This window comes from Mycobacterium sp. NGS59 (assembly GCF_059812345.1).
This window is the reverse complement of record NZ_JCALCN010000015.1, coordinates 24,880-50,118: the sequence shown is the minus strand read 5'-3', so window position 1 is coordinate 50,118 and position 25,239 is coordinate 24,880. Positions and strand designations below refer to the sequence as shown.

The window sequence follows — 25,239 nt, the reverse complement described above, 5'->3', positions numbered from 1 at the left end:
ATGACCGCCTCTCCGTACCTGCCGCTGGCGCCGATCAGCACCCGGCTACTTCGCGCCTACCGCAGGACGACGAAACCGATCAGCCGGCTGGGCCACATGCTCGTCTTCTTCTTCCGCGCCCTGGCCGCCATCCCGCTCACCCTGCGCCACTACAACGGCGAGTTCCTGCGCTTGCTGTCCAACATCACCTGGGGCAACGGCTCGATCGTGGTGGGCGGCGGGACCGCCGGTGTCGCAGTCGTTTTGGGCGTCACGGTGGGTGCGCTGGTGGGCATCGAGGGGTACAACTTTCTCGACCTGCTCGGGCTGGGACCCGCAACCGGGTTCGTGTCGTCACTGGTCAACACCCGGGAGCTGGCACCGCTGATGGCCGCGATGGCGTTCGCGATGCAAGGCGGTTGCCGGTTCACCGCGCAGCTGGGATCGATGCGCATCGCCGAAGAGATCGACGCGATGGAATCGATTGCGATACGGCCCATTCCGTATCTGGTGACGACCCGGTTGATCGCCTCGGTGATCGCGATGGTCCCGCTTTACGCCGCGTGTCTGGCCATCGGCTATCTCACCACTCAGGTGGTGGTGCAGATCAGCAGCGGCGGCTCCACCGGGTCCTATCTGCACTACTTCTCGCTGATGCTGGCCGGCCAGGACATCTTGTACTCGCTGTTCAAGGCGATCATCTTCGTCTGGATTTCCGCGACCATCCAGTGTTACTACGGTTTCTACGCCAGCGGCGGCCCCGAGGGCGTCGGTGTCGCGGCGGGCCACGGTATGCGGGCCAGCATCACCGTGATGATCATGGTCAACATGCTCCTCACGATGGCGCTGTGGGGAGTCGACTCCGGCGCAAGGTTCGGTGGCTAGGTTGAAGAACCAGCCCAATTCCTTTGACGTCGACGGACGTGGCCCGACTGATCGGCAGCTGCTCGGCTGCGGGGTGGCCGTGGTTCTGGTGGCAGCCCTGCTCACCACGGGACTGTTGTTCAAGTCCACCGGCCGCCTCGATGACTACATCCGGGTGATCGCCGATCTGGTCAACGTGGGCGACGGTCTGCCGCAGAAGTCGGACGTCAAATATCACGGCGTGCTCGTCGGCATGGTCGACGACGTGGTGCCGGCCGCGCACGGTAAGCCGAACTTCGTCCAGATCAACCTGAAACCCGAATACGCCAAGTCGATTCCGGCCGCGGTGACCGCTCGCGTGGTTCCCAGCAACGTCTTTGCGGTGTCCTCCGTCCAATTGGTCGGAACCGGCCCGGGAGCCATTATCCGGCCGGGCGCGCACATTCCGGAAGACAAGAACCTGCCGACGGTGTTGTTCCAGACCACCGTCAGCAAGTTGCGCGACCTGCTGGCCGCGGCTGGGCGCGGCCGCGACGACAGATCTGTGGGCATCCTCGCGGCGCTGGGGGCCGCGACCGATAACCGCAGAGTCGCCCTGCTCAACAGCGGAACACAGTTGAATCGCGCTCTCGACCAACTCAATTCGATCGTCAGCACCGACGCCGGCCCCTCGACGGTGTCGGCGCTTCTGGACGCGGCGCGGGGACTTGGGGAAACCGCCCCCGACCTGCTCGACGCGCTGCACGAGGCTGTCGAACCGATGCGGACCTTCGCCGAAACACGCGCGCAATTGACCAATTTGCTCACCGGCGCCGACTCCACGATGGGCACCGTGCACCAGTCCTTCGACCATCACATGGACCAGCTCATCAGGATTTCTTCCGACCTGACGCCGGTGCTGGGCATCCTGGCGCTGAAGTCGGACAACTTCGTGCCCGCGGTGATCAAGCTGGACAACCTGGCCACAAAATTCCTGCAGGAAGTCTGGGACCCGGTGCTGGGCGTCGGCAACATGAGGGCCAGGCTGTCGTTCACCCAGACTTTCGCCTACACCCGTGCCGACTGTCCGCGCTACGGAGAACTGAAGGGACCCAGCTGTTTCACCGCGCCGTTGGTTCCCAACAAGCCTGATCTGCCCGAAGTGCTGCTCCCGCAGAACTACCATCCGCCCCAGAGTCTGGCGCCACCCCCCGGAACCGTCATCGGACCGGACGGCAACCTGGTGGCTGTGGGGCCGCCGTATATCAACCCGAATCCGAGCCTGGCCGACCCCAATCCCGCTCTGCCGCCTTTCATTTCCCCGTCACCACCGGTTCGCACCGATGCCAATCCGGACGATCCGGACCCGTCACCGCCGGCGCATGGCCCGGTTGCGCCGCCACCCCTGCTCGGGCCGCCGGCGCCGGGGTCGGTGACGCCGTCATCTTTCGGTGGCAACGTCGGGCCGGTCGGCAGTGACTACGAGCGAACGATGTTGGGCGTGATCACCGGTCGGCCCGCCACCGCCGCCACCGAACTGTTGTTGGGACCCGTTGCTCGCGGAACCACGGTGTCCGTGGTTCGTCAACCGCCGACCGGGGAGGCCAAGTGAAGTTTCGTGGCCCCCTGATCGGCCTCACCCTGTTCATGGTCGTCGCGCTGGCCCTCACCTGGATGGTGTATGTGAGCCTGCGCCGCGACGTCGGCGGCACGACGGCGCAGTATTCGGCGATGTTCACCGACGTGTACGGGCTTCGTGACGGTGACGACGTGCGGATGGCCGGGGTGCGGGTGGGCCGGGTCGAAAAGGTCGAGTTGAGCGGAAAACTCGCGAAGGTTTCCTTCGTGGTGCAAACCGATCAGCACCTGTTCGGCAACACCGTGGCCTCGGTGACGTACCAGAACATCGTCGGGCAGCGCTATCTCGGTCTGTCCCTGGGCACCGAGGGCAACAGCCGCGTACAACTCGCGCCGGGCAGCACCATCCCCCTCGAACGCACCGAACCGTCGTTCGACGTCACCGCGCTGCTCAACGGCTACGAGCCGTTCTTCAGTCTGCTGAACCCGCGCGACGCCGACAACCTCACCAAGGGCGTCCTGGAGTCGCTGCAGGGCGACACCTCCTCGATCGCCACCCTGATCAGTCAAACATCAACGCTCACCGAGACTTTCGCCGGGCGAGACCAGGCACTCGGTGACGTCATCACCAATCTCAACAAGGTGGTGGTCAACCTCGCCGCGCAGAATGCCAGCTTGGACGGTGTCCTCACCCAGACCCGCGACGTGGTGAACGCCCTCGACCGGCGACGCCCGGAGCTGGTGGCTTCGATGGGCTCCATGTCGCGCATGTTGCAGAACCTGTCCACGATCGCCGACGAGGACTACCCGGCGCTGCGCGAGTTCATCCACCGTCGGCCCGGTGCCACCCGACACATGCTCGACATCGAACCGCAACTGGCCTTCTTGGGTGACAACGTTCCGTTGTTGCTCAAAGGCCTGGTCCGCGTCGGCAACCAGGGCGCGTTCGGGAATGCCTACCTGTGCGACGTGAACGCGTTCGGTTTCTTCCCGGGCCTCAACGACGTCATGCCGATCATCGTCAACGCGGCAACGCCGGGAAACAAAGCCAAGCACACACCCAAGTGCCGGAACGTCGGCGATGAGTGACCCAACCGCGCGGCGGCGACTCGGTCCGCCCAGGAGGCGCCCACTGGAGACCTACAGCAAGACGTGGCTGGGGTCCATCGCTGTCGCGGTGGTCGCGGTGCTGATCGGCGCACTGCTACTGGTGCACGCGCTCGGCGCCGGCTACCGGCACTACACCGCGGAATTTCTGCAGGCGGCCTCGCTGCGGCCGGGAAACCCGATCACGGTGGCGGGCATACCGGTTGGCGAGGTCACCAGCATGAAGCTGGTCGGCGACCATGTCGAAGCGGGCTTGAAGATCAAAGACGATGTGGCGCTGGGCAAGGACTCGAAGGCTTCCATCCGGGTCACCACCATTCTGGGTTCGCGCTACCTTGCGCTGGAACCCAACGGCTCAGGTTCTCTGGCCCACAACACCTTCGATCTGGCGCACACCGACGTTCCCTACGATCTGCAGGCCGCACTGCACGACGCGACAACCACTTTCGAGCAGGTCGACTCGGATCGGTTCGCGCAGTCGTTGGCGGTGCTCGGCAAGCAACTCGAGGGACTGCCCCCGGTGGTACCACAGGCGATGGCCAACATCGATTCGCTCTCGACGATCATCGGCCAGCGGCGCGACCAACTCGGCCAACTACTCAGAAGCACCGAGCAGGTCACCAATACCTTGCGCCGGCAACAAGGCAGCCTCGGCACTGTGGTCAATCAAGCACAGGATCTGTTGGGGCAGTTCGTGGCCCGTCGCGCGGTCTTTCACGCCATGATGCGATCCCTGACCAATGTCGTCGACTTGATGAACCAGATAGTGGTCGGCGATCGGGCGGGGGTGGACACCCTGCTCAACGACACGCGTGACTTCACCGCGCTGGTCGCACAACATGACGACTTGCTGCGCAACATCTTGCAGGTCACCCCGATCTTCGTGCGCGAGGCTGCCAACCTCAGCGGTGATGCCAATGCCGTCAGCTTCAACGCGCCCAACGCCTTACTCATCGACTCGTGGATGTGCGCGATCAGCGGCCGCGCCCAGCAATTCGGGATGATCCCCTACTTCAAGGACTGCAAATGACCGGCCGGGTCATCGCTCTCGTTGCCGTCGTGACATCGGTGATCGCGGCCGTCGGCGTCGGATGGTGGTACCTCACCAAGCCGGAGCCGATCACGGTAACAGCTCAATTCGACAGCGCCACTGGACTATACGAGGGCAATGTGGTCGCCGTGCTGGGCATGCCGGTCGGTAAGGTCACCAAGATCGTCCCGAAGGGCGGCTACGTCGAAGTCCAGTTCACCGTCGACCGGAACGTCACTGTCCCGGCGGACGTCCAGGCGGTGACGGTGTCGACGTCCATCCTGACCGACCGGCAGATCGAGCTCACCCCGCCCTACCGCGGCGGTCCGGTGCTGGCCAACCACGACACCATCGGCTTGACCCGCACTAAGACGCCCGTCGAGTTCAGCCGCGTGCTCGCCGTCCTGAACAAGGTGACCAAGTCACTGGAAGGCGACGGCCACGGCGGCGGGCCGATCGCCGACGTGATCAACGGCGGCGCCGAAGTCGTCAACGGCAACGGCACCAAAATCAAAGGGGCACTCGAGGAGCTGTCCAAGGCTCTAAGGTTGAGCAGCGATGACGGCGCTCAGACCCGCGCCCAGATCACCACGATCGTCAAGAACCTGGCGTCGCTGTTCAACGCGGCCGCCACCAACGACGGCAAGCTGCGCGAATTCGCCTCGACCATCCATCAACTCAGCCAGATCCTGGCCGACGAGGACATCGGCGGGGGCAGCACCGGCCGGAAGCTCGACCAACTGATGCAGCGGGCCAACGACCTGCTGAACGCCCATCGCGCCACCCTCCGTCAAGCCCTGCTCAACGGCAACGTGCTGGCCAAAACGCTGGTCGACGAGCGGCGTGGCCTGGCCGAAACGCTGGATGTGGCTCCGTTGCTGGCCGACAACGCCTACAACATGATCGACCGCGAGAACGGGGCCGTGCGTGCGCATTTCCTGACCGACCGGATGATCTTCGACAGCCAGATGACCAAAGAGATTTGCAACCTGATGGGTCTGCGACAACTCGGCTGCAGCACCGGGACCATACAGGACTTCGGACCCGATTTCGGTCTGACCTATGTGCTCGACGGCCTGGCCGCGATGGGGCAGAAGTGACCGGCGCACGCGGGAAGACCGCCGCCGCGCTGGCCGCCGTGGCGATCGCCGCTTCCGGATGTGCCACCAACGGCCTTGCCAGCCTTCCGCTTCCGGCCCCGGGAATGGGGTCGGGCGGATACCTGCTCACCGCGGTGTTCTCCAATGCGCTGAACCTGCCGATGAACGCCAAGGTCAAACTCGCCGGCGCCGACGTGGGACAGGTCGAATCGATGGTCGCGCGCAACTACAGCGCGGTCACGACGCTGCGCATCCGTGAGGGTGTCCTGCTGCCGACGGGCAGCACCGCGGAGTTGCGCACCGCGACCCCACTCGGCGATGTATTCGTCTCCGTCCGGCCGCCGGCCGAGATCCGCCCGGCCACAGCGATGTTGAAGGACGGCGACACGATCGGCCTGGAGTCGACGGCGGCCGCGGCGACCGTCGAGTCGGTACTGAGTTCGGCGGCAATCCTGGTGAACGGCGGCGCGGTGCGCAACTTCACCAACATCATCAACGGATTCGGCAGAGCCACCGGCGATCAGGGACACGCGTTCGGGGACCTGATCCGCAAATCCAACCAGTTGCTCGGCACCATGGATTCACGCTCCGCGCAGATCTCCGACGCGTTGACCGAATTGTCCAGCCTCAGTGAGCAACTCGACGCCAAGAATCAGAAGCTGACCGAGCTGATGACGGCTGCCAACCCGGCGATGAACGCGTTGTCCGCCAACACCACGGAACTCTCCAACATGATGGTGCAACTCGGCGACACCAGCCGGCTGTTGTCCAGGTTCCCGTCTCTGGGGGGCACCGACACCAGCGGGCGCAGTGTGATCCGCGACCTGAACACGGTCGCCGGGGCCGCCAACGACGTTGCGGTAAGCCCCGACACCAGCCTGCTGGCGCTGAACCGGCTGCTGCCGGTATTGATCAAATCCACTGCCGGGAACTCGATTTCCGTTCACATCAGCCTCGACCAACTGGTCCTGGGGTCGATACCCGACATCGGATTCCCCGGCGATCGCGGACTGCACGGACCCAACAGGTTCACCTGGAATCAGTTCATCGGGACGCTGAAGTACACGTTGTGGCGGTTGCAGGAACGCGTTGTCGGGCGAGGACCCGACGCGCCCCAGCTGCCGGTGATACCGGACCCGAACATCCCGGCTGGAATCCTGCCCGCCCCGCCCGGTCCGCTCTCTCCGGGACCACCGCCGTGATCTCCTCGGCCTCGAGCACCGTGGTCCGCGCGGTACGGGCCGCACACCGCCGACAGGTTTGGTTGTCGGTGGCGGGTCTGGCGCTCATCCTGGTCGTCGCGACCACCTATCTGCTGATCGGCGCGCTGCGGGTGAAGCCTTTCGCGTCGTCCTACCGAATTACGTTGCAGCTGACCGAATCCGGTGGACTGCTGCCCAATCAGGACGTGTCGATGCGTGGGGTGCGGATCGGTCGGGTCGATTCCCTGCAACTCACCGACCGCGGCGTCAACGCCATCGCCAGCATCGACGGCACGGTGAAGGTGCCCGCGTCGGCCGTGGCGCACGTGTCGGCGCTGTCCCCCGCCGGAGAGCAATTCATCGACTTCCAAGCCGAATCCGACGCCGGCCCGTACCTGCACGACGGCAGCATGATCGGGCTCGACCACACGACCGTTCCGGTCAGCCTGGCGCAGTTGCTCGGCGACGCCGACGGCCTGCTGGCCCAGGCCGACCCGCACAAGATCGAACTGATCAAGCGCGAACTCAGCATGAGCAAGGAGGGCCCCGGCAAGCTGGCTGCCATCGTGGACGGCGGGACGTTCCTGCTGTCCACACTCGATTCGGTGCTGCCCGAAACGGTCAGCGTCCTCAAGAACAGCCGGGTGGTGCTGACGCTGGCAGCCGACAAGAACGCCGGATTGGCCGCAGCCACCGTCGACCTCAATCGGACGCTGGCAGGCGTGGCCAGAATGCAGGCGGGGTATCGGCGCCTGGTTGATCGGTCACCGCAGACGTTGGCGGCGATCGACAACTTGTTCACCGACAACTCCGAGACCATGGTGCAGTTGCTGGGTAGCCTGGCCACCGCCTCCCAACTGCTGTATCTGCGAGTGCCCGCACTCAATGCGCTGTTCCCCGACTACCGGGGGTCGGTGCTGGACGCGGTGGCGAGCGCCTTCCACGATCACGGCGTGTTCGCGACGGCCGAGCTGTACCCCCGTTACGCGTGCAATTACGGCACGCCGGCCTATCCGCCTTCTGCCGCAGACTATTACGAACCGTTCATGTACACCTACTGCCGGGACGACGATCCGGGCGTCGGGATCCGGGCCGCGAAGAACGCACCGCGTCCGGCCGGCGACGACACCGCCGGCCCGCCCCCGGGCGCGGATCTGGGCCGAAGGACCGACCCGACCCCGCGGGGCCGCTACACGATTCCCACCCCCTACGGTGGCCCGACCCTGCCGATCGAACCGCCGCACTAGGCCCGACACACACAACCCGAGGAGAACATCATGACCGCGACAACCGAGGAAGGCGTCGACCTCAAGAAACCTGTCGGCGCAACGGAAGAACTCGACGACGTCGAAGACACCCCCGACGCGGGTGAGGACCTCGCCGATCCGGACGCCCGGGACACCGACGAGACCGACGTCGAGGACGAGGACACCGACGCAGAAGACTCCGACGAAGACGACGGGCCGCTGCTGAAAGGGAAGGGCGAGAAGGCCAAACGCACCAAGCGACCATGGCGCGCCTACCTGCGTCGCAGCATCATGCCGCTGTTATTGGCTATCTCCCTTGCGGTTTCAGGCTTCCTGGGCTGGCAGCTCTGGCAACAACATCAGGTGCAGGTGGCCGCTCAGGAGGCCCGGGAAGCCGCGATCAAGTACGCCGGGGTACTGACCAGCATCGACTCCAACAACGTGGACGAAAACTTCCGGCAAGTGCTCGACGGCGCGACCGGTGAGTTCAAGGACATGTACACCCAGTCCAGCGTGCAGCTCCGACAGTTGCTGATCGACAACAAGGCCACTGCGCACGGTGTGGTGGTGGACTCCGCGATCGCCTCCCAATCGGCCGAGAGGGTTGTGGTGCTGGTCTTCATCGATCAAACCGTGGCCAACATGGCCGTGCCCGACCCGCGCATCGACCGGAGCCGGATCAAGATGACGATGGAAAAGGTGGACGGTCGCTGGCGGGCCGCCAAAGTCCAGTTGCTCTAACCGAATCGGAGCCACCTGTGTTCAGAAGGACAGTAGCGATATCGATACTGCTGGTGGCCATGTCCGCTGTCCCGCGCCCCGCGACCGCGGGGGCGTCGGCCGAGTCGTTCTGCGGCGAGCTCGGTGGCGGCTGGGACGGCCAGTACTGCCACACCGCGGTAACATCCGAACGAAACGCCGTGCGCGACATCAAAGTTGCGGTACCGGCCGAACTCGTCGACAACCCCACGACCGGCCCGGTGATCCGCGACTATTTACGCACCCTGGTCGCCAATTGGCGAAAAGCCAACACGCTGATGGCGGCGGACAGCTACGGCGAGGAGAACTACCAGGTCTTCCAACACAGCGACCTGCTCAGCGCGGTCTTCCACGAGGATTATCACGCCGACGGGCCCAAACCCAACAACGCCTACCGCACCTTCACCTTCGACATGGCGCGCGGCCAACGGGTGCAGTTGTCGGACCTGGCCGGCGGTTCACTGGGCGCGATTGCGGGTCCGGCCCAGCCGTTCATCGAAGCTGCGCTGAATCAGGCTGCGCCACCGCATGATCCGGGGACTTACCCGTTCACCGTCGACCGGTGGACGCCCGACAAGGTCTACTCCGGCGCCTACCGCGCGTGGGCGCTGACCCCCGACGAACTGATCCTGTACATGCCCGACTACCCGGTCGGGCACGACGAACCCGTGAATTACTCGCCGGGGATGCCGCAGTGGTTTATGGACGGCGGCACAGTCGAGGCGCACATCCCGCTGTCAGCACTGGGCGGCGTGCTGCACGTCTGAGTCGGGCCCGCGATCACCTAGCTGGCGTTGGCGTTGCCGGCCCGCCACTGCTCCCACGGAATGTTCCAGTCGCCGAGGCCGTCGGTACCGGGCAGGATGCTGCCGACGGTGTTGACGATCTCGACGATGTCGCCGCGCTTGCTGTGGTCGTAGAACCACACCGCGTTGCTCGGGCTCACGTTCAGACAACCGTGGCTGGTGTTCGAGTGACCCTGGGCGCCCACCGACCACGGCGCGGAGTGCACGAAGATTCCGCTGTAGGAAATCTGTGTGGCCCAGTCGACGTCGGTGCGATACCCGTTGGGCGAGTTGACCGGAACGCCGTACGTCGACGAATCCATGATGATGTGCTTGAACCGGGCGCCGACGGTGTAGATGCCGTTGTTCGTCGGCGTGCTGTCCTTGCCCATGGACGTAGGCATGGTCTTGACGACCTCACCATTGATCCGCACCGTGATGATCTTGGTGTTGTCGTCGACCGTGGCGATGAACTCGTCCCCGATGGTGAAGTGCATCTTGACGTTGTCCTCGCCGAACATGCCTTCGCCGAGGTCGACGCCGTAGGTGTTGACCGCCACGTCGACGGTGGTGCCGGGCTTCCAGTAATGCTCTGGACGCCAACGGACTTCGCGCCGGTTCAGCCAATAGAACGCACCCTCGACCGGCGGATTGGTGGTGATCTTGATGGCCTTTTCGGCGGCGGCACGGTCGGCGATGTTCTCGTCGAACCGGATGGCCACCGGCTGCCCGACGCCGACGGTCTCGCCGTCGCTCGGCACGACGTAGGGCATGGTCAGGTGCGCCGGTGAACTGGTCTGGAAGGTCATCTGCCGGTTCGCGGCGCCGCCGAGTCCCAGCGCCTTCGCGTTCAGTGTGTAGCGGCGGTTGTAACCGAGTTGTTCGGTGGACTGCCAGTGCAGCCCGTCGGGGCTGAGCTGACCGGCGATCTGCCGACCGCTGTCGTTGGACAGGGTCACCGACCCCAGCACGCCGTCGGCGACGCTCACCGTCACCGGCGCGTCCACGGTCACCCCGACGGCGCCGTCGGTGACCGAGGCGGTCAATTTCGGGACCAACAGGTCGGCAAACGGCGTGCCCTTGTTTTCGATGACCTTGGGGGCTGCCGGCGCCTTGCCGCCACTGCTACAGGCGACACCGAACACAGCAACTAGGACCATGGCCACAGCCAGCCACGATCGACGTCTGCGCAAAGGCGTCATCAAGTGACCTTCCCCATTTTGTTCACCTACAACGGTCACCGCTGACCAGGATTGTTTCTAGTATTGTAGTGCCTTCTCCCCACCCACCGAGTCAGTCCGGCCGATTGCGGCTTTCCGTGCTGCAGCTCACTGTGAGGGATTTCCCTCCGCGACGCAATGCCTGTTATTGTCGATAGCCGGTCTCTGGCCGTGCACGCGCCGTTAGCTCAGTTGGTAGAGCAGCTGACTCTTAATCAGCGGGTCCGGGGTTCGAAACCCTGACGGCGCACTTCAAGTCGTTTTGCCCTTCCCCTTCATCCGAGTGAAGGGGGAGGTGTATCCGACGGAGGCAGCAACGTGAGTTGCCGGATGCGCCTGGACCGGGCGCGAGCATCAGCGGCTCGTCCGCACGTGTCTCTTGCCTCCCGACAAAGGCGCTCGGAGGTGTCCTGATAAACCCCTTGCCGCAACTGGCGGTAAATCCGTTCGAGTTCGAGGTCGATGACTTGCCGGTCCGAGCTTTCACCGGGGACAACTGGCGGACTGGCGTCGTTGCGACTCATACGCACCGAATACCAGGGCCGGAGCACTTTAAACCGCCGAAAATTCGTTCGAAAGTTTCGGATTAACAGTTGCACATACAAAGTATTCGCCCTGCGGATTCGGTGCAGAGCCGGATCTCGGTGTATGCCGTAGGCAAACGGGTACCTCCCGCGGTATGGACAGCGCCACGCTGAGGCTGCCGGGCATCGTTCTCGGTGTCGGCTTGGGCGGGTTCGTCGACGGCATCCTGCTCCACCAACTGCTGCAGTGGCACCACATGCTCACCAGCGCTGACACCGCGCGCATCAACATCGCTTCCTATCCCGCCGACACCGTGCACGGCCTGAAGGTAAACACCTTGTGGGACGGCCTCTTTCACACCTTCACCTGGCTCGCAGTGCTCATCGGGCTGGCGCTGCTGTACTCACGGTTGACCCGAACCAGGCAGCGGGTGTGGACGGCTCGCCCCCTGTGGGGTTGGGTGCTGGTCGGCTGGGGGCTGTTCAACCTGGTCGAGGGGACGATAGACCATCAAATCCTGGCCATCCACCACGTCCGCAGCGGTGCCCATCAAGCGTTGTGGGACATCGGGTTTCTGGTGTTGGGTGCGCTGCTCGTGCTCGGCGGTTGGCTGCTCCAACGCAGCACTCCGACGGCCTCGGACACGACGTGACGCTCCTCGCCCACGGACCTGTCAGCCACGAAGGCGGCACCGCTCTAGCGGCTGGCATCGCCTTCGCGGTAGCCGTCGGCTATGTCGCGCTTGCACTGGCACGAAGCCGGGAGCCGCGCGGCCGGAACCCGTGGCGGACGTGCAGTTTTCTCCTCGGCACGGGCCTGCTGATTCTCGGCGTCGAGTCCGCGGCCACCACCGGATTCGGTCACCACATGCTCGGACACTTGCTGATCGGTATGTTCGCGCCGACGGCGCTGGTGCTGGCGGCACCCGTCACGCTCATCCTTCGATCGGTCACCCCGCGCTACGGCCGACTCCTCGTCCATGCGCTGCGCTCCGCACCCGCGCGGACCGTCTCCCACCCCGCTGTGGTGCTGACTGCAAACCTCGGCGGCCTCGTCCTGTTGTACTTCACTCCGCTGTTCACCGTGGCGAGCTCCAATACCCTTGTGCACCAGTTGGTTCACCTGCATTTCTTCCTCGGCGGGTATCTGTTCGCGTGGCTGATCGTCGGTCCCGATCCGGGGCCGGACCGCCCGTCGGTACGCAGTCGCATCGTCATCCTCGGGGTCGCGGTGGCAGGGCATTCGGTGATCTCCCAGCTGCTGTACGGCGGGTTCTTCGTTTCCGCGCCTATCCCGCCCGACGAGCTGCGCGACGCCGGGACGCTGATGTACTACTGGGGTGATATCGCCGAGATGCTGCTGGCGGTGGCGCTGCTGTCGTCGTGGCGAAGGGCCTCGGGGGTCCCCGGCGTCAAAGCCCAGCGGATGGGCTCTCCGGTCCGGTCACCATGGCGAACAGCCTGCTGCCCAACAGCCGAACCGCGCTCACGGCTGACGACACAATCACAGCTTTACGGTACGAGCCGTGCCGCAGATTACTCGAAGTCGACGTTGCGAAACTAACTACCGGCTATGCGAAGACAGCCGGCGCATGCCACGAACTAGGACTCGCAGGCGATACCGTCTCCGTCGCGGTCCAGCTTCGAACTGTACGCGGGGTCATCCTTCGTTATGTTGTACCGGCCGTCTTTGGCAGCGGCCTTGCAGTTGGCGTACGGCGGATCAGCCTGTGCGACAGGCGCAATGGTCACCCCGACGCTCAGTCCCGTAGCAATGGCGACCACTACGGCCGCGAGAATGCGTATCTTCATCTCGAAACACCCTCCCTGTGTCGGTTGGCGAGATTACGACACGCGGGGGCCGCCCGCGCCGAAATCGGCAAAAAACAGGGAATTTGCTGATGACCGCGTCAGACAGGCGCCACGATGCGCCGGGCCGCCTCGATCAAACCGGCACGCCGAGCGGCGACGACTTCGGGATCGTCGGACCGCGCGTCCGGGTGCGGCGACTGCGCCCACGCCAATCCCACGCCGAACAACAGCACGAGCAACTCCATCGGCTGCCAGGACGGGTCGACGTGGCCGGCCGCCTGCGCGGCCTCGATAGCGCGGATGTCGCGGGCGGGGACTGAATCCCATTCCTCGGCCGGGGGCGGGTTCAGAGCAAGTCCTTCCAACTGTGCCCAGGTGAGCATGCGCAGATGCTCGGGACGCCGCCGGGCGAGGTCGTAGATGTCCCCCACGAACTCCGGCACCGCGTCCGGGCGCAGGGCGACCGAGGCGAAGAACTCGGCCCCGTCAGCGGCGACCACGCTGCGAAACAGCGTCTCTTTGTCCTTGAAGTGGGCGTAGAGCCGTTCTTTGCTGGCCTCGGCGACGCGGGCGATGCGGTCGATGCGGGCGCCGGCCAGACCGTAGTTGGCGAACTCGGACCGCGCGGCGCTCAGGATCGAGTCGCGAAGCTCGTCGGTGGTCCGCACGGTCAGATCATACCCCATACGAACTAGTTCGTTTGTTATGCTGCCATGCATGGCCCCTCCTTTCCCTTCTCGGATCGACCAGCTCGCGAAGCAGCCGATCGACCTCGACGCCGTGATGACCCACCCGCCCCGCGTGCAGACGCTGCGCAACGCGCTCGACAAACTGCAAGACGGCATTGCCCCGTTGATCGACCTGTGGCGTCCTTTCGTGGACGGTTTGGACACCCTCCCCGCCGACGGCCGATTTCTGTTGGTAGGCAATCACACTCAGTTCATCGGCGGCGAAGTGCTGCTCATCCCGCACTTCGTGCGGCGGGCCGTCGGCACCCGGGTCCGCCCGCTGGCCGATCGACGCTTCGCTCAGCAGCCCGGTTTCGGCCACGACGTGATGACCGCCTACGGCGGGGTCATCGGTGCACCCGAGACGGCGCGGGAACTGATGCGCCACAACGAGACCGTCCTGGTCTTCCCGGGCGGCGGGCGCGAAATCGCAAAGTTCAAAGGCGAGGAATACCAGCTGAGCTGGCACGGTCGTTCCGGGTTCGCCCGGGTCGCCGTGGAGAACGACTATCCGATCGTCCCCGTCGGCTTGGTCGGGGGTGACGACGTCTACAAGAGCCTGATCACCCGCGACAGCACGCTCGGTCGACTCAGTAGCACCCTCAGCGCCCGGTTCGGCGGCGGAAGCGACATGGCCGTGCCGCTGATGCGAGGCATCGGGCCCACCTTCATTCCCCGCCCGCAGCGGATGTATCTGCGCTTCGGCGAACCGATCGTCACCACGAAACCCGAGGGCGAATCGCCGGAGAGCTGGGTGGCCACGGTCCGAGAGCAAACCAGGCACGCGTTGGAGAAAATCCTGGCCGACCTGCTGGCCATCCGCGCGGACGACCCGTTCCGCGAACTGAATCCGCTGGCGTGGTCGCGCGCGGCCTAGCCGTCCTAACCTGACCGCGATCCCGAAAGCAGCCGGCGCGCAACCAGATCCAGCACGTAACCGATCAATCCGATCACCACGATCACCGCGACCACCTGCCCGTACGCCAGCTGGTCGCGTGCGTTGAGGATCTGATAGCCCAAACCCGAACGCACCCCGAGCATCTCGGCGGGCACCAGCACCACCCAGGCGATGCCCAGTGCGACGCGCAGACCGGTCTGCAGGTGACCGCGGATCGCGGGCAGCACCACCACGGTGAGTTGTTCGACCCGGGTGGCCCCGAACGACTTTGCCACCTGTAGGTAACCGGGGTCGATGGCATGCACGCCGGCGGCGGTGTTGATCAGGATCGGCCACACCGACGCCGCGGCGATCAGAAAGATCACCGGTTCGTTGCCGATGCCGAAGAGTGCCACCGAGATCGGTGCCCACGACAGCGGCGAGATCATGCGCAGGAACTGCACCACCGGGCGGGTGGCCCGATCGGCGGTGTCATTCAACCCGATCAGCAACCCGGCGGGGATGCCGATGACCGCACCGACCAGCAGCCCAACCAGCAAGCGCCACAGGCTGACACCGGTGTCGGGCAGCAGGACTCCGCGGTGGTGCAGGTCGGCCAGCGACTTGACCACACGCAGCGGCGTCGTCTCCCGCAACAGTGACTGGGCCGGGGCCAGGACCCCGGTCGCCAACCACCACACCGCGACAGCCGTGCCGATGGCCAGCACCGGTGGCCACCAACGCTGAGCCAGCGCGCCGGCCGTGGAATCTTCGGGCTTAATGGTCGTGGTGTCCGAAGTCATCGCGGCTGTACCTGTTCCGTTCGGGTCAAATCAGTAGGGATACCGAAACTTTCGGGACCTCCGTGTGCGCTCAACGCGGAGCGTACGAAGGTGTCGTCCACCAGATCGGCGTGCACGGCCCCGGGATCCAGCCGCTCTAGAAACCGCCGGTCACCGTCCACGACGGTGTCGTGCATGGCCTCCACGAGGCGGCGAGTGAAGCTGGGAAACGGAAAAGGCTGATAGCCCAACCGCTGCGGCTGCCAGTCAGGATGAGCGATCCGATAATCCTGCGGGCGATAGCTGAGCGCGGTCTTGATCGCCGGGAGCGGCTGCGGCAGATACGCGCCCTTGGACAAGGCGGCGGCCGCCGCGGCTCGGTCGGCATTGATGTGTTGCTGCGCAACCACAATCGAGTCGACCAGCGACGCGGCTGCCTGCGGCCGGTGCTCGATCAGGTCCTCGTGGGCCAGCACCACGCAGCAGGCATGGTCACGCCACACGTCGCCGAGGAAGGTATGGATGCGACCGATCTTGCGCACCTGGGCCATAGCGTTGAACGGGTCGGCCACCACGTAGCCACTGATCGACCGGTTGGCCAAGGCCGGCACCATGTCCGACGGGCTCATCACGATCAGTTCAACGGTCCGCGCGCTGCGCGAGGCGCTGCGGCGCACCACCGGCACCAGGTCGTGGGCGCGCAGCAACTGCTGCAGGATGATGTTGTGGATTGACCACCAAAACGGTATCGCCACTTGCGTTCCCGCCAACTGGCCCAGGTCGGTGATGTCGGGCGCCACGGTGAGGGCCGAACCGTTGGTGTGGTTCCAGCTCAGTATCCGCACCGGACTGCGCAGCAGGAAGCGCAGCTGAATCGCGGTCGGCATCAGCATGTGCACCGCGTCGACCTGGCGAGTGACGAAGGCCTCGGCAAGCGATGCCCAGCTGCGGAACAGCACCGGCTTGGCCGCGCTCACCACACCCGGCTGATAGAGGCCGGCCGCGTGCGCGATCAGCAGCGGCGCCGCGTCGGTGATGGGCAGATATCCGATCCGTAGTTGCCCACTGGTGTTGGTGCGGTCGATGCTGGCGGCGTGCGCCAGATCAGCCACCCCTGCCACGCCTCCCACTGCGGCCAGGGCCGCCGCGCCGGTCAGCAGGGACCGCCGCGAGATCAGGCCGTCCGTCACCGCTCGACCAGGCGATAGTGGTCGAGGATCTCCTCGCGGAGCGGCTGGCTGCCGGGCTGCCATTCCCGCCGGATCCGCCCGTCGGGACCAAGCAGCACCACGCGGCTGGCCAGCAGCAGGGCCTCGTCGACGTCGTGGGTGACCAGGACGACGGTGACGCCGAGTTCAGCGGCGAGATTGCTCAGCCAGCGCTGCAGATCGGCGCGGATGGCGGGGTCGAGCGCGCTGAACGGTTCGTCCAGCAGCAGTAGCCGTGGCCGGGTAGCGACCGCGCGGATGATGGCGACGCGCTGCGCCTGCCCACCGGAAAGCTGGTCGGGGTAGCGGTCGGCGACCCGGTCCAGATCGAATCGGCGCAGCAGCTCTTGCGCGTAGTCCCGTTGGAACGTCGCTTTCTGCGCGGCGAACCGCCCGGCCAGCAGTACGTTCTCCCCGGCGGTCAGCCACGGTAGCAGCAGCGGCTGCTGGAACACCACGCCGCTGTGCGGTCGCGCCGAACCGCCGTCAGCCCATTGGACCGTTCCCGACGTGAGTTGCTCCAGGCCGGCGATCACCCGCAGCAGGGTGGATTTCCCACTGCCACTGCGTCCCAGGATGGCCAGGAAGTCGCCGTCGTCGATGGTCAGGTCGACGTCGGCCAGCGCGTGGCTGTCGGCGTCAAAGTGCTTGTGGCCACCGACTATTCGCACAGCGGCAGTTCCCACGTTCGTTCCTTTCGACGGTGGCGCCGTCCCGAGGGACACGGCACAGGCAGCACGCTGCCACTGGATCCTGCGACTTGTCCACGCGTTGCGGTGTGCGCGTAACCCGAAGCGACTCCCAGGCTCCGTCGCGGTTGTGCCGCCGCCGCACTCGGCGACACTTGTCGAACGGTGCGAACTGTGTTGACCTACAACATGTTTGGCTTGCTCCGGACCGCACGCTGACGCAATTGCCCGTACCGTCGGCCGCCTGGAGCCGCAAGATGGGATCGCGCTGATCGCAACGAAGCGTGAACCGACCCCGTCGAGTCCGACGCGGGTCTGTCGCGCCGCGCCGGCCGCAGGTACTTTTTCATCACACAGCATGCCGTCGAAGGAGCCGCAATGGGGTTCATCCAGCCGAACCTGCCCGTCGTCGACGTTCCGGAGTGGAGCCGGCGGACGCGATCGGAGCGGGTCGTGCCGATGATGCGGCACATCGCGGAGAACGGCTTCGGCACTCCGCTGGTGATGCACGTGATGTACGGAGTGAAGATCGTGCTGTACATCCTGGGCATCTGGGTGTTCGCCTGGACCACCGATGGCATCGGTGGCTTCACCGATCTCACCGCGTGGTGGACCGAGCCGATCGTGTTCCAGAAAGCCGTGCTGTTCACGATGCTCTTCGAAGTCGTCGGACTGGGTTGCTGTTTCGGCCCGCTGGCCGGGCGGTATTTCCCGCCGATCGGTTCGATCCTGTACTGGCTACGGCCCGGCACGATCCGGCTACCACCCTGGCCCGGCCGGGTTCCACTGACCAAGGGCCACAATCGAAGCCCGCTCGACGCGCTGCTTTACGGCGCGCTGATCACGTTGCTCCTCCTCGCACTGGTGTCCGACGGGGCCGGGCCTATTCCGGCGTTGGGCACGCAGATCGGCGTGCTGTCACCGTGGCAGACGGTCGCGATCCTGTCCGTGCTGGCTGCGCTCAGCGTGCGGGACAAAGTGATCTTCTTGGCCGCCCGCGCCGAGGTGTATGCACCACTGGCGCTGGCCTTTCTGTTCACCGGTGCCGACATCGTGGTCGCAGCCAAGCTGGTCTTCGTCGTGATCTGGATGGGTGCGGCGACGTCGAAGATCACCCGGCACTTTCCGTTCGTGATCTCGACGATGCTGGCCAACAACCCGTTCATCCCGTCTGGGATTCTCAAGACGTCGTTGTTCAAGCGCTACCCGGATGATCTGCGCCCGGGTGCGGTCTCGGGCTTCATCGCTCATTTCTCCACTGCCATCGAAGGACTGGTGCCGCTGGTGCTGTTCTTCTCGCACGGCGGGTGGCCGACGACCATCGCCGCGCTCGTGATGATCGTGTTCCACTTGAACATCCTGCTGGCGTTCCCGATGGGGGTGCCGTTGGAATGGAACGTCTTCATGATCGTCGGGGTGCTGTGGCTGTTCGTCGCGCACGCGCCGCTCGGGCTGTCCAGTGTCGGTAACCCGCTGCCGGTGGCCGCGTTGTTCGCCGTCATGGTCGCCACCGTCATCCTCGGAAACCTGTTCCCGCGCAAGATTTCTTTTCTGCCCGGGATGCGGTACTACGCCGGCAACTGGGACACCACGCTGTGGTGCGCGAAGCCGTCCGCCGACGAGAAGATCCGCCTCGGCGCCCGCGCGCTCGGGCCGATGCAGCACTTGCAGCTCGAGCGGCTGTACAAGAGCAAAGACGCCACCCTGGTCCCCCTGCACCTGGCATACGCGTTCCGTGGCATGAACACGCACGGGCGTGCGTTGTTCACGCTGGTGCACCGCGCGCTGGCCGGGTACGACGAGGACGACTACAACCTGTGCGAAGGCGAGACGCTGTGTGCGGTGGCGGTCGGCTGGAACTTCGGCGACGGGCACATGCACAACGAATGCCTCATCGAGGCGCTCCAGGAGCGTTGCGGATTCGAGCCCGGCGAGGTTCGGGTGGTGATCATCGACGCCCAGCCCATCCACATCCAGCGTCAGGAGTACCGCCTCGTTGACGCCGCGACGGGCGAATTCGAGCGCGGCTACATCGAGGTCGACGACATGGTCACCACCCAGCCGTGGGTCGATGATCTCCCGGTGCACGTCACCAGTGGCACGGGCCTGAAGGCATGACGACGGCTCTGGTCACCGGCGCCTCGACGGGTTTGGGCCGCGAATTCGCGGGTTTGTTCGCGGCTGACGGGATCGACGTGGTCGTGGTGTCCAGCGAGCGCAGCGCGGCACAACTGGCTGAATTGGCCGACGAACTGCGGTCCCGCCATGGTGTCCGCGTCGACGAGATATCGATGGACTTGTCCCGGGCGGGTGCCGGGGCAGAGCTCGTCGCGCGCGTCGACGAACTCGGTGTCGACGTCGAGTACCTGGTCAACAATGCCGGTGTCGGGATCTTGGGTCTGAAGATCCAGGAGTGCGATCCGGCGGCGATATCGAAGATGATTCGGCTGGACGTGGTGACGTTGACCGACCTGACCACGTTGTATGCCGCGCGGATGGTGAAAGCGGGGCGCGGAGCCATCCTCAACGTCAGCTCGATCGCCGCCTACGTCATTCCGCATGGGCTCGAGGCGGGCTATGCCGCCAGCAAGGCCTATGTGCGCAGCTTCTCCGAGGCGGTGGCTGCCGACCTGCACGGCACCGGCGTCACCTGCACGCACCTGGCGGCGGGTCCGACCCGCACCGAGTTCGGGCGCACCGCCGGTGTCGGGGACTGGTCGCGCCTGGATCGGTTCATCATGGACGCCGCGCCGACGGCCCGGGCCGGGTACGACGCGATGCGGGCCGGTCGGGTCATGGTGATGCCGGGAGTGGGCAACAAGATCATGCGCGCGGCCGCGCCGCTGTCGCCGTCACGTCGGCTGAAGGCGCGGATTTCGGGTTACTTCGTAGCGCGTCGGTGAAGTTCCGGCGTCGAGTGCGCGGCTGGCGTCCCACTTGGCGGGAGGCGCGCGGGGTCAGCGGTTCCTGATCTTGTGGATCACCACGATGACGGCGACGACACCTGCCCCGGTCAGCGACACCGTCACGATCGGCTTGTTCAGGAACTCAATCACCTTGGCCTTGACGTCGTCGGCCAGACGGCGGGGATTGGCACGCTCGGCAAGCGAGTCGACGGTCGCCGCGAGCTGCTCGCGGGCCACATCGATCTCCTGCTTGATGGTGTCGGGATCGCGGTCCGCCACGTGTCTGTCCTCCAAGTCAGGCTGGTGCACTGACGAACTACCCTAGAGCAGCTGAGGCAAACCCCGACGCACCGGTGAACCGAAAGGACTCCGCACGTGACTGAGACCGCCCGCCTGGCTCCCGGTGACAAAGCGCCCGCGTTCAGCCTGCCCGACGCTGACGGCAACAAGGTGTCCTTGGCGGACTTCAAGGGTCGTCGCGTCGTCGTGTACTTCTACCCGGCCGCGTCCACGCCCGGCTGCACCAAACAGGCCTGCGACTTCCGCGACAGTCTGTCTGAATTGGACGGGGCCGGGATCGACGTCGTCGGCATCTCCCCCGACAAACCGGAGAAGCTGGCGAAGTTCCGCGACGCCGAGAAGTTGACGTTCCCGTTGCTGTCCGACCCCGATCGCAAGGTGCTGACCGCCTACGGCGCGTTCGGTGAGAAGAAGATGTACGGCAAGACGGTCACCGGCGTGATCCGGTCCACCTTCGTCGTCGACGAGAAGGGCAAGATCGAGGTCGCGCAGTACAACGTGAAAGCGACCGGACACGTCGCGAAGCTACGGCGCGATCTGTCGGTTTAATACACTCGACCCCGTGGGGGAAATAGCCGGCTATCACAGCGTCGGACCGGAGCCGTGGCTCACGACGATCGGTGACATCTCAGTCTCCGAGCACTGGGTGTCGACGCCGAGTGGGCCGCACCCGATCCGCGGCTCGGTGTGGACAGTGACAGACATGTCGCGCTACGAGGAGAGCATCTCAACCGTTGGTGTCGTTCTCGCGGTGGTGTTCGTGTGGTTTTGCCTGCTGGGCTTGCTCTTTCTGCTGATGAAGGAACGCAGGCTCGGCGGATTCGTTCAGGTCACCGTGCAAGGCAACGGCTTCTACCACTCCACGTTGATTCCGGTGACGGGCCCGCACTCGGTGATGAACGCTCACCAGGCGGTGAACTACGCGCGATCGTTGGCCGCTGCCGCCTGAGTGTGCGCAAGATTCGCCAGCAACAGCGCCTCGGCGATCGCCGCACGCTCCAGCACCCCCAGGTGCAGGCTTTCGTTGATGCTGTGCGCCTGGGTGCCGGGATCCTCCACCCCGGTGACCAGGATCTTGGCCTGCGGGAACGCCTCGGCGAACTCGGCGATGAAGGGGATCGACCCGCCCATGCCCATGTCGACGGCGTCGACACCCCACGCTTGCCGGAATGCCGCTCGCGCGGCGTCGTAGACCGGACCGTCGGCGTCGATCGCGTAGGGCTGGCCGATCTCGCCGCGCACGACGTCGACCTGGGCACCCCACGGCGTGTGCGCGCGCAGGTGGGCTTCCACGGCGTCCAGGTGCTGCACCGCGTCGCCGCCGGGTGCCACCCGAATGCTGATCTTGGCGCGGGCCCGCGGAATCAGCGTATTCGACGCTGCCGCAACGGATGTGGTGTCGATGCCGATCACGGTGATCGCCGGCTTGGCCCACAGTCGTTGCGGCACCGAACCCGAACCGATCTCGCTCACCCCGTCCAGCAGACCGGAGTCCCTGCGTGCGCGTCCGGGCGGATAGTCCGGGTAATTCAACCCTTCGGTGTCCAGTTCATGCAGACCCTTTACCGCCACGTTGCCGTCGTCGTCGTGCAGGCTGGCCAGCAGTCGCACCAGTACGCTCAGCGCGTCGGGGATCACGCCGCCCCACAGCCCGGAGTGCAGCCCGTGATCCAACGTGGCGACCTCCACCACGCAGTCGGCCATGCCCCGCAGCGAAATCGTCAGCGCCGGCACCTCAGTGCTCCAGTTGTCCGAGTCGGCGATCACGATCACGTCGGCGGCCAGGGCGTCGCGGTGGGCGGCCAGCAACCTGCCCAGGGACGGAGATCCGGACTCCTCCTCGCCCTCCACGAAGACCGTCACACCCACCGGCGGCTGACCGCCGTGCGCCCGAAAGGCCGCCAAATGTGTTGCTATTCCGGCCTTGTCGTCGGCGGTGCCACGGCCGTACAGTCGCCCGTCCCGCTCGGTCGGCTCGAACGGCTGCGACAGCCATTGCCCGCGGTCGCCTTCGGGTTGCACGTCGTGATGGGCGTACAGCAGCACGGTCGGCGCCCCCGGCGGCGCCGGATGGTGCGCGATGACGGCTGGGGCGCCACCCTCGCTGACGATGCGCACATCGTCGAAACCGGCCTGCGACAACAGGTCTGCTGTTACCTGCGCGCTCCGGCGGACTTCGTCGCGGCGCGCCGGGTCGGCCCACACCGACTCGATCCGCACCAGATCCTCCAGGTCGCGCCGCACCGACGGCAGCACCTCACGCACCCGCTCCACCAGATCAGTCATGGTTCCGAGGCTAGCCACCGCCGTGAGTTGTGGGCCTTCTGATCACCGATAGACTCAGCTGCCATGGAGGCCGAAGGCATCGAGCCGCGTGTCGCCGCTCTGGAAGGCGAGGTGCGCGAGCTGAAACGCCGGGTCCAGGGATCCGAGCGGGACGCCGCGGCCGCTCGCATACTCGCCGGTGCCGCCGATCGCGACGTCAGCGAGTTTCGGGACGAAATCCGGGAGTTCCGGCATGCGGTGGCGGGCAGTTTCAACGCAATGCGGCAGGACTGCGTCGATCTCCGGCAGGAGTTCAACACGCTGCGCGACCACGTCGACCGCGGGTTCACCGAGATGCGCGGCAAGTTCGACGCCGCGGCCGCCGGCCAACAGCAGATCGTGGGACTACTTGACGTAATCGTCGCCGAGCGCCGACGCGAGCAGTGACTTACCCAGACTCACTCAGGTCAAGTCGGTGACCGCCCCCGGTCCCGACCCGACGGCTCCGCTCTGGCGGGCAGCTCAGCTGTTCCGGCTCCTGAGTTGCCTGTATGCGCTGGGCTTCCAGATCGCGGTCAACTCCGATCTGCGCCACCCGGGGTGGGGTTGGACCCTGTTCGCGGTGCTGATCGGCTGGAGTGTCGCCTGCGCGGTCGCCTACCTGCACGGGTTCGGCCGGCGCCCGGCGTGGGTGGTCGCCGAACTCGTCGTCGTCGTGCTGCTCATGCTGTCCACCGAGGTGGTAGCGACCGGGCAGTGGGCGCACGACAATCAGACGTGGCCGACGACGTTGTGGGCCAGCAACGCCACCATTTCCGCGGCGTTGCAGTTCGGTCCGAACGGGGGGATGTTGACCGGGGTTGCGGTGACCGCCACCAGTGAATTCGTCAAGGGCTATGTCAGCGTCAACCTGGGCCGCAACGCCACCGTCATTGTCGAGTTGGCGGTCGGTCTGGCCGTCGGACTGGCCGCCCGGACCGCGCGTCGCGCCCACGACGAATTACAGCGCGCGGCCCGCCTCTCGGCGGCGGTGGAAGAACGCGAACGGTTGTCCCGCCAAGTCCATGACGGTGTCATCCAGGTGCTCGCGCTGGTCGCCAAGCGCGGCCACGAAATCGGCGGCGCCGCATCCGAACTCGCAACACTGGCCGGCGAACAGGAACGCGCGCTGCGCAAATGGGTCACCTCGACCGACATGGAAAGCGACTCGGACACCGTAATCGACCTGCGCGGGCTGCTGCGCCGGCGGGAGTCCGACCGCGTGTCGGTGAGCCTCCCGGGAACTCCGGTACCGCTGGCGAACGTAGCGGCGCAGGAACTCGATGCCGCGGTGGGCAATGCCCTGGACAATGTGCGGCTGCATGCCGGTCCGCAGGCACGCGCCTTCGTTCTGCTCGAAGATCTGGGCGATTGGGTCGCAGTCAGCATCCGCGACGACGGGACAGGCATCCCGCCCGGCCGACTGGAGGAAGCGGTCGGCGAAGGACACGTCGGCATCGCGAAATCGATTGTAGGTCGGTTGAATTCGCTTGGCGGCAGTGCGGATCTGAGTACCGATGTCGGTGACGGCACCGAGTGGGAACTGAAGGTGCCGCGCGGAAAGGGACGGTATGGCTGAACAGAACGACCCTACGGTGATGGTGGTCGACGACCACCCCATCTGGCGCGACGCGGTCGCGCGCGACCTTGCCGACGACGGCTTCGATGTGGTCGCCACGGCCGAGGGTGTGGCCGCCGCGCGCCGTCGCGCAGCGGTGGTGAAGCCGGACGTGGTGGTGATGGATATGCGCCTGGCTGACGGCGACGGTGTACAGGCCACGATGGAGGTGCTCGAGGTGTCGCCGTCGACGCGGGTGCTGGTGCTGTCAGCCTCCGACGAACGCGACGACGTCCTGGAGGCCGTCAAAGCCGGCGCGACCGGTTACCTGGTCAAGAGCGCTTCCAAGGCCGAGCTGGCCGACGCCGTGCGCGCCACCGCGGCCGGACGGGCCGTGTTCACCCCGAGCCTGGCCGGCTTGGTATTGGGTGAGTATCGGCGCATCGCACAGAGCCCGGACTCCGGGCCCGCCACCCCCAGCCTCACCGACCGGGAGACCGAGGTGTTGCGCTATGTCGCAAAAGGGTTGTCGGCGAAGCAGATTGCCGAGAAGCTGACCTTGAGCCACCGCACCGTGGAGAACCATGTGCAGGCCACGTTCCGCAAGCTGCAGGTCGCCAACCGGGTGGAGCTGACGCGCTACGCCATCGAGCACGGTCTCGACCAGTGACAGGTTTTGGGTAGTCCTACTCATCCGAACA

The 25,239-nt window shown here is 65.7% G+C and carries 27 protein-coding genes and 1 tRNA gene; 20 read left to right on the top strand and 8 right to left on the bottom strand.

Features of this window, described 5'->3' with window-relative positions; all coding sequences use genetic code 11:
• The 9 genes from AC5Y46_RS17020 to AC5Y46_RS16980 are packed head-to-tail and all read left to right on the top strand — an operon-like array spanning position 1 to position 9,612.
• On the top strand, positions 1 to 864 hold the full coding sequence (locus AC5Y46_RS17020; RefSeq protein WP_499945632.1) for an MlaE family ABC transporter permease: 864 nt from the start codon (positions 1 to 3) through the stop codon (positions 862 to 864).
• Positions 857 to 2,434, top strand: a complete 1,578-nt coding sequence (locus AC5Y46_RS17015; RefSeq protein ID WP_499945633.1) for an MlaD family protein — start codon at positions 857 to 859, stop codon at positions 2,432 to 2,434. Before AC5Y46_RS17020 ends, AC5Y46_RS17015 begins: the two co-directional genes overlap by 8 nt.
• Positions 2,431 to 3,489: an MlaD family protein gene (locus AC5Y46_RS17010; protein WP_499992332.1), complete on the top strand. Its 1,059-nt coding sequence runs from the start codon at positions 2,431 to 2,433 to the stop codon at positions 3,487 to 3,489. Before AC5Y46_RS17015 ends, AC5Y46_RS17010 begins: the two co-directional genes overlap by 4 nt.
• Positions 3,482 to 4,537, top strand: coding sequence for an MCE family protein (locus AC5Y46_RS17005; protein WP_499992331.1), 1,056 nt, complete (start codon positions 3,482 to 3,484; stop codon positions 4,535 to 4,537). The genes AC5Y46_RS17010 and AC5Y46_RS17005 overlap by 8 nt, the downstream gene beginning before the upstream one ends.
• Positions 4,534 to 5,637 carry an MCE family protein gene (locus AC5Y46_RS17000; RefSeq protein ID WP_499992330.1) on the top strand — a complete coding sequence of 368 codons (1,104 nt, stop codon included), beginning with the start codon at positions 4,534 to 4,536 and terminating at the stop codon, positions 5,635 to 5,637. The genes AC5Y46_RS17005 and AC5Y46_RS17000 overlap by 4 nt, the downstream gene beginning before the upstream one ends.
• Complete coding sequence (locus AC5Y46_RS16995) at positions 5,634 to 6,839, top strand: MlaD family protein (protein WP_499945637.1); 1,206 nt, start codon at positions 5,634 to 5,636, stop codon at positions 6,837 to 6,839. The genes AC5Y46_RS17000 and AC5Y46_RS16995 overlap by 4 nt, the downstream gene beginning before the upstream one ends.
• The gene (locus tag AC5Y46_RS16990) at positions 6,836 to 8,086 is read left to right on the top strand and encodes an MlaD family protein (protein WP_499945638.1); all 1,251 of its coding nucleotides are present in this window, start codon (positions 6,836 to 6,838) and stop codon (positions 8,084 to 8,086) included. The genes AC5Y46_RS16995 and AC5Y46_RS16990 overlap by 4 nt, the downstream gene beginning before the upstream one ends.
• Positions 8,087 to 8,116: 30 nt before the next feature.
• Entirely contained in the window at positions 8,117 to 8,827 is a 711-nt protein-coding gene (locus tag AC5Y46_RS16985; RefSeq protein ID WP_499945639.1) for an Rv1363c family protein, read from the top strand.
• Positions 8,828 to 8,886: 59 nt separating this feature from the next.
• A complete protein-coding gene (locus AC5Y46_RS16980; protein ID WP_499945640.1) occupies positions 8,887 to 9,612 on the top strand; it encodes a mannan-binding family protein in 726 nt (241 codons plus the stop codon).
• A gap of 17 nt (positions 9,613 to 9,629) precedes the next feature.
• Here AC5Y46_RS16980 and AC5Y46_RS16975 read toward each other — a convergent pair whose 3' ends face one another.
• Positions 9,630 to 10,832, bottom strand: a complete 1,203-nt coding sequence (locus AC5Y46_RS16975) for a L,D-transpeptidase (RefSeq protein WP_499945641.1) — start codon at positions 10,830 to 10,832, stop codon at positions 9,630 to 9,632.
• Between the two features lie 195 nt (positions 10,833 to 11,027).
• On the opposite strand from AC5Y46_RS16975, the gene AC5Y46_RS16970 reads away from it, so the two are divergent.
• The 3 genes from AC5Y46_RS16970 (at position 11,028) to AC5Y46_RS16960 (ending at position 12,938) form a co-directional block, all read left to right on the top strand.
• Positions 11,028 to 11,100: transfer RNA gene (locus AC5Y46_RS16970), tRNA-Lys, on the top strand.
• Between the two features lie 429 nt (positions 11,101 to 11,529).
• Positions 11,530 to 12,027, top strand: coding sequence for a DUF2243 domain-containing protein (locus tag AC5Y46_RS16965; protein WP_499945642.1), 498 nt, complete (start codon positions 11,530 to 11,532; stop codon positions 12,025 to 12,027).
• The gene (locus tag AC5Y46_RS16960) at positions 12,024 to 12,938 is read left to right on the top strand and encodes a cytochrome c oxidase assembly protein (protein ID WP_499945643.1); all 915 of its coding nucleotides are present in this window, start codon (positions 12,024 to 12,026) and stop codon (positions 12,936 to 12,938) included. Before AC5Y46_RS16965 ends, AC5Y46_RS16960 begins: the two co-directional genes overlap by 4 nt.
• A 38-nt stretch (positions 12,939 to 12,976) precedes the next feature.
• On the opposite strand, the gene AC5Y46_RS16955 is transcribed toward AC5Y46_RS16960, so the two are convergent.
• Positions 12,977 to 13,186, bottom strand: a complete 210-nt coding sequence (locus AC5Y46_RS16955) for an excalibur calcium-binding domain-containing protein (RefSeq protein ID WP_499945644.1) — start codon at positions 13,184 to 13,186, stop codon at positions 12,977 to 12,979.
• Between the two features lie 98 nt (positions 13,187 to 13,284).
• On the bottom strand, positions 13,285 to 13,854 hold the full coding sequence (locus AC5Y46_RS16950; RefSeq protein ID WP_499945645.1) for a TetR/AcrR family transcriptional regulator: 570 nt from the start codon (positions 13,852 to 13,854) through the stop codon (positions 13,285 to 13,287).
• 49 nt (positions 13,855 to 13,903) lie between these two features.
• On the opposite strand from AC5Y46_RS16950, the gene AC5Y46_RS16945 reads away from it, so the two are divergent.
• On the top strand, positions 13,904 to 14,791 hold the full coding sequence (locus AC5Y46_RS16945; protein ID WP_499945646.1) for a lysophospholipid acyltransferase family protein: 888 nt from the start codon (positions 13,904 to 13,906) through the stop codon (positions 14,789 to 14,791).
• Positions 14,792 to 14,796: 5 nt separating this feature from the next.
• Here AC5Y46_RS16945 and AC5Y46_RS16940 read toward each other — a convergent pair whose 3' ends face one another.
• Genes AC5Y46_RS16940 through AC5Y46_RS16930 form a run of 3 tightly spaced genes read right to left on the bottom strand, consistent with a single transcriptional unit; the run spans position 14,797 to position 17,467 of the window.
• On the bottom strand, positions 14,797 to 15,594 hold the full coding sequence (locus AC5Y46_RS16940; RefSeq protein WP_499945647.1) for an ABC transporter permease: 798 nt from the start codon (positions 15,592 to 15,594) through the stop codon (positions 14,797 to 14,799).
• Positions 15,591 to 16,763, bottom strand: coding sequence for an ABC transporter substrate-binding protein (locus AC5Y46_RS16935; protein WP_499945648.1), 1,173 nt, complete (start codon positions 16,761 to 16,763; stop codon positions 15,591 to 15,593). The genes AC5Y46_RS16940 and AC5Y46_RS16935 overlap by 4 nt, the downstream gene beginning before the upstream one ends.
• Complete coding sequence (locus tag AC5Y46_RS16930) at positions 16,760 to 17,467, bottom strand: ABC transporter ATP-binding protein (RefSeq protein WP_499945649.1); 708 nt, start codon at positions 17,465 to 17,467, stop codon at positions 16,760 to 16,762. The genes AC5Y46_RS16935 and AC5Y46_RS16930 overlap by 4 nt, the downstream gene beginning before the upstream one ends.
• Before the next feature lie 381 nt (positions 17,468 to 17,848).
• On the opposite strand from AC5Y46_RS16930, the gene AC5Y46_RS16925 reads away from it, so the two are divergent.
• On the top strand, positions 17,849 to 19,588 hold the full coding sequence (locus tag AC5Y46_RS16925) for a DUF3556 domain-containing protein (RefSeq protein ID WP_499945650.1): 1,740 nt from the start codon (positions 17,849 to 17,851) through the stop codon (positions 19,586 to 19,588).
• Complete coding sequence (locus tag AC5Y46_RS16920; RefSeq protein WP_499945651.1) at positions 19,585 to 20,373, top strand: SDR family NAD(P)-dependent oxidoreductase; 789 nt, start codon at positions 19,585 to 19,587, stop codon at positions 20,371 to 20,373. Before AC5Y46_RS16925 ends, AC5Y46_RS16920 begins: the two co-directional genes overlap by 4 nt.
• 54 nt (positions 20,374 to 20,427) lie before the next feature.
• Here the strand turns inward: AC5Y46_RS16920 and AC5Y46_RS16915 are convergent, their stop codons facing one another.
• Complete coding sequence (locus tag AC5Y46_RS16915; protein ID WP_499945652.1) at positions 20,428 to 20,655, bottom strand: DUF3618 domain-containing protein; 228 nt, start codon at positions 20,653 to 20,655, stop codon at positions 20,428 to 20,430.
• A gap of 96 nt (positions 20,656 to 20,751) precedes the next feature.
• Between AC5Y46_RS16915 and bcp the strand changes: the two genes are divergently transcribed.
• The gene (gene bcp / locus AC5Y46_RS16910; protein WP_499945653.1) at positions 20,752 to 21,225 is read left to right on the top strand and encodes a thioredoxin-dependent thiol peroxidase; all 474 of its coding nucleotides are present in this window, start codon (positions 20,752 to 20,754) and stop codon (positions 21,223 to 21,225) included.
• 13 nt (positions 21,226 to 21,238) lie between these two features.
• Positions 21,239 to 21,625, top strand: a complete 387-nt coding sequence (locus tag AC5Y46_RS16905) for a hypothetical protein (protein WP_499945654.1) — start codon at positions 21,239 to 21,241, stop codon at positions 21,623 to 21,625.
• On the opposite strand, the gene AC5Y46_RS16900 is transcribed toward AC5Y46_RS16905, so the two are convergent.
• Positions 21,595 to 22,962, bottom strand: coding sequence for a dipeptidase (locus AC5Y46_RS16900; RefSeq protein ID WP_499945655.1), 1,368 nt, complete (start codon positions 22,960 to 22,962; stop codon positions 21,595 to 21,597). The genes AC5Y46_RS16905 and AC5Y46_RS16900 overlap by 31 nt on opposite strands.
• A 63-nt stretch (positions 22,963 to 23,025) precedes the next feature.
• Here AC5Y46_RS16900 and AC5Y46_RS16895 point away from each other — a divergent pair, with 63 nt between their 5' ends.
• Genes AC5Y46_RS16895 through AC5Y46_RS16885 form a run of 3 tightly spaced genes read left to right on the top strand, consistent with a single transcriptional unit; the run spans position 23,026 to position 25,208 of the window.
• Complete coding sequence (locus tag AC5Y46_RS16895; RefSeq protein WP_499992326.1) at positions 23,026 to 23,388, top strand: hypothetical protein; 363 nt, start codon at positions 23,026 to 23,028, stop codon at positions 23,386 to 23,388.
• A gap of 28 nt (positions 23,389 to 23,416) precedes the next feature.
• Positions 23,417 to 24,559 carry a MacS family sensor histidine kinase gene (gene macS, locus AC5Y46_RS16890; RefSeq protein WP_499992325.1) on the top strand — a complete coding sequence of 381 codons (1,143 nt, stop codon included), beginning with the start codon at positions 23,417 to 23,419 and terminating at the stop codon, positions 24,557 to 24,559.
• Positions 24,552 to 25,208, top strand: a complete 657-nt coding sequence (locus AC5Y46_RS16885; RefSeq protein ID WP_499945658.1) for a response regulator — start codon at positions 24,552 to 24,554, stop codon at positions 25,206 to 25,208. The genes macS and AC5Y46_RS16885 overlap by 8 nt, the downstream gene beginning before the upstream one ends.
• Positions 25,209 to 25,239 lie beyond the last annotated feature (31 nt).

What these genes read in the sequence shown, in the direction of transcription:
- AC5Y46_RS17020 (WP_499945632.1), top strand. Translation starts at nt 1, where the DNA reads ATGACCGCCTCTCCGTACCTGCCGCTGGCGCCGATCAGCACCCGGCTA.
- AC5Y46_RS17005 (WP_499992331.1), top strand. Translation starts at nt 3,482, where the DNA reads ATGAGTGACCCAACCGCGCGGCGGCGACTCGGTCCGCCCAGGAGGCGC.
- AC5Y46_RS17000 (WP_499992330.1), top strand. Translation starts at nt 4,534, where the DNA reads ATGACCGGCCGGGTCATCGCTCTCGTTGCCGTCGTGACATCGGTGATC.
- AC5Y46_RS16985 (WP_499945639.1), top strand. Translation starts at nt 8,117, where the DNA reads ATGACCGCGACAACCGAGGAAGGCGTCGACCTCAAGAAACCTGTCGGC.
- AC5Y46_RS16980 (WP_499945640.1), top strand. Translation starts at nt 8,887, where the DNA reads ATGTCCGCTGTCCCGCGCCCCGCGACCGCGGGGGCGTCGGCCGAGTCG.
- AC5Y46_RS16975 (WP_499945641.1), bottom strand. Translation starts at nt 10,832, where the DNA reads ATGACGCCTTTGCGCAGACGTCGATCGTGGCTGGCTGTGGCCATGGTC.
- AC5Y46_RS16965 (WP_499945642.1), top strand. Translation starts at nt 11,530, where the DNA reads ATGGACAGCGCCACGCTGAGGCTGCCGGGCATCGTTCTCGGTGTCGGC.
- AC5Y46_RS16955 (WP_499945644.1), bottom strand. Translation starts at nt 13,186, where the DNA reads ATGAAGATACGCATTCTCGCGGCCGTAGTGGTCGCCATTGCTACGGGA.
- AC5Y46_RS16945 (WP_499945646.1), top strand. Translation starts at nt 13,904, where the DNA reads ATGGCCCCTCCTTTCCCTTCTCGGATCGACCAGCTCGCGAAGCAGCCG.
- AC5Y46_RS16940 (WP_499945647.1), bottom strand. Translation starts at nt 15,594, where the DNA reads ATGACTTCGGACACCACGACCATTAAGCCCGAAGATTCCACGGCCGGC.
- AC5Y46_RS16925 (WP_499945650.1), top strand. Translation starts at nt 17,849, where the DNA reads ATGGGGTTCATCCAGCCGAACCTGCCCGTCGTCGACGTTCCGGAGTGG.
- AC5Y46_RS16920 (WP_499945651.1), top strand. Translation starts at nt 19,585, where the DNA reads ATGACGACGGCTCTGGTCACCGGCGCCTCGACGGGTTTGGGCCGCGAA.
- AC5Y46_RS16900 (WP_499945655.1), bottom strand. Translation starts at nt 22,962, where the DNA reads ATGACTGATCTGGTGGAGCGGGTGCGTGAGGTGCTGCCGTCGGTGCGG.
- AC5Y46_RS16895 (WP_499992326.1), top strand. Translation starts at nt 23,026, where the DNA reads ATGGAGGCCGAAGGCATCGAGCCGCGTGTCGCCGCTCTGGAAGGCGAG.
- AC5Y46_RS16885 (WP_499945658.1), top strand. Translation starts at nt 24,552, where the DNA reads ATGGCTGAACAGAACGACCCTACGGTGATGGTGGTCGACGACCACCCC.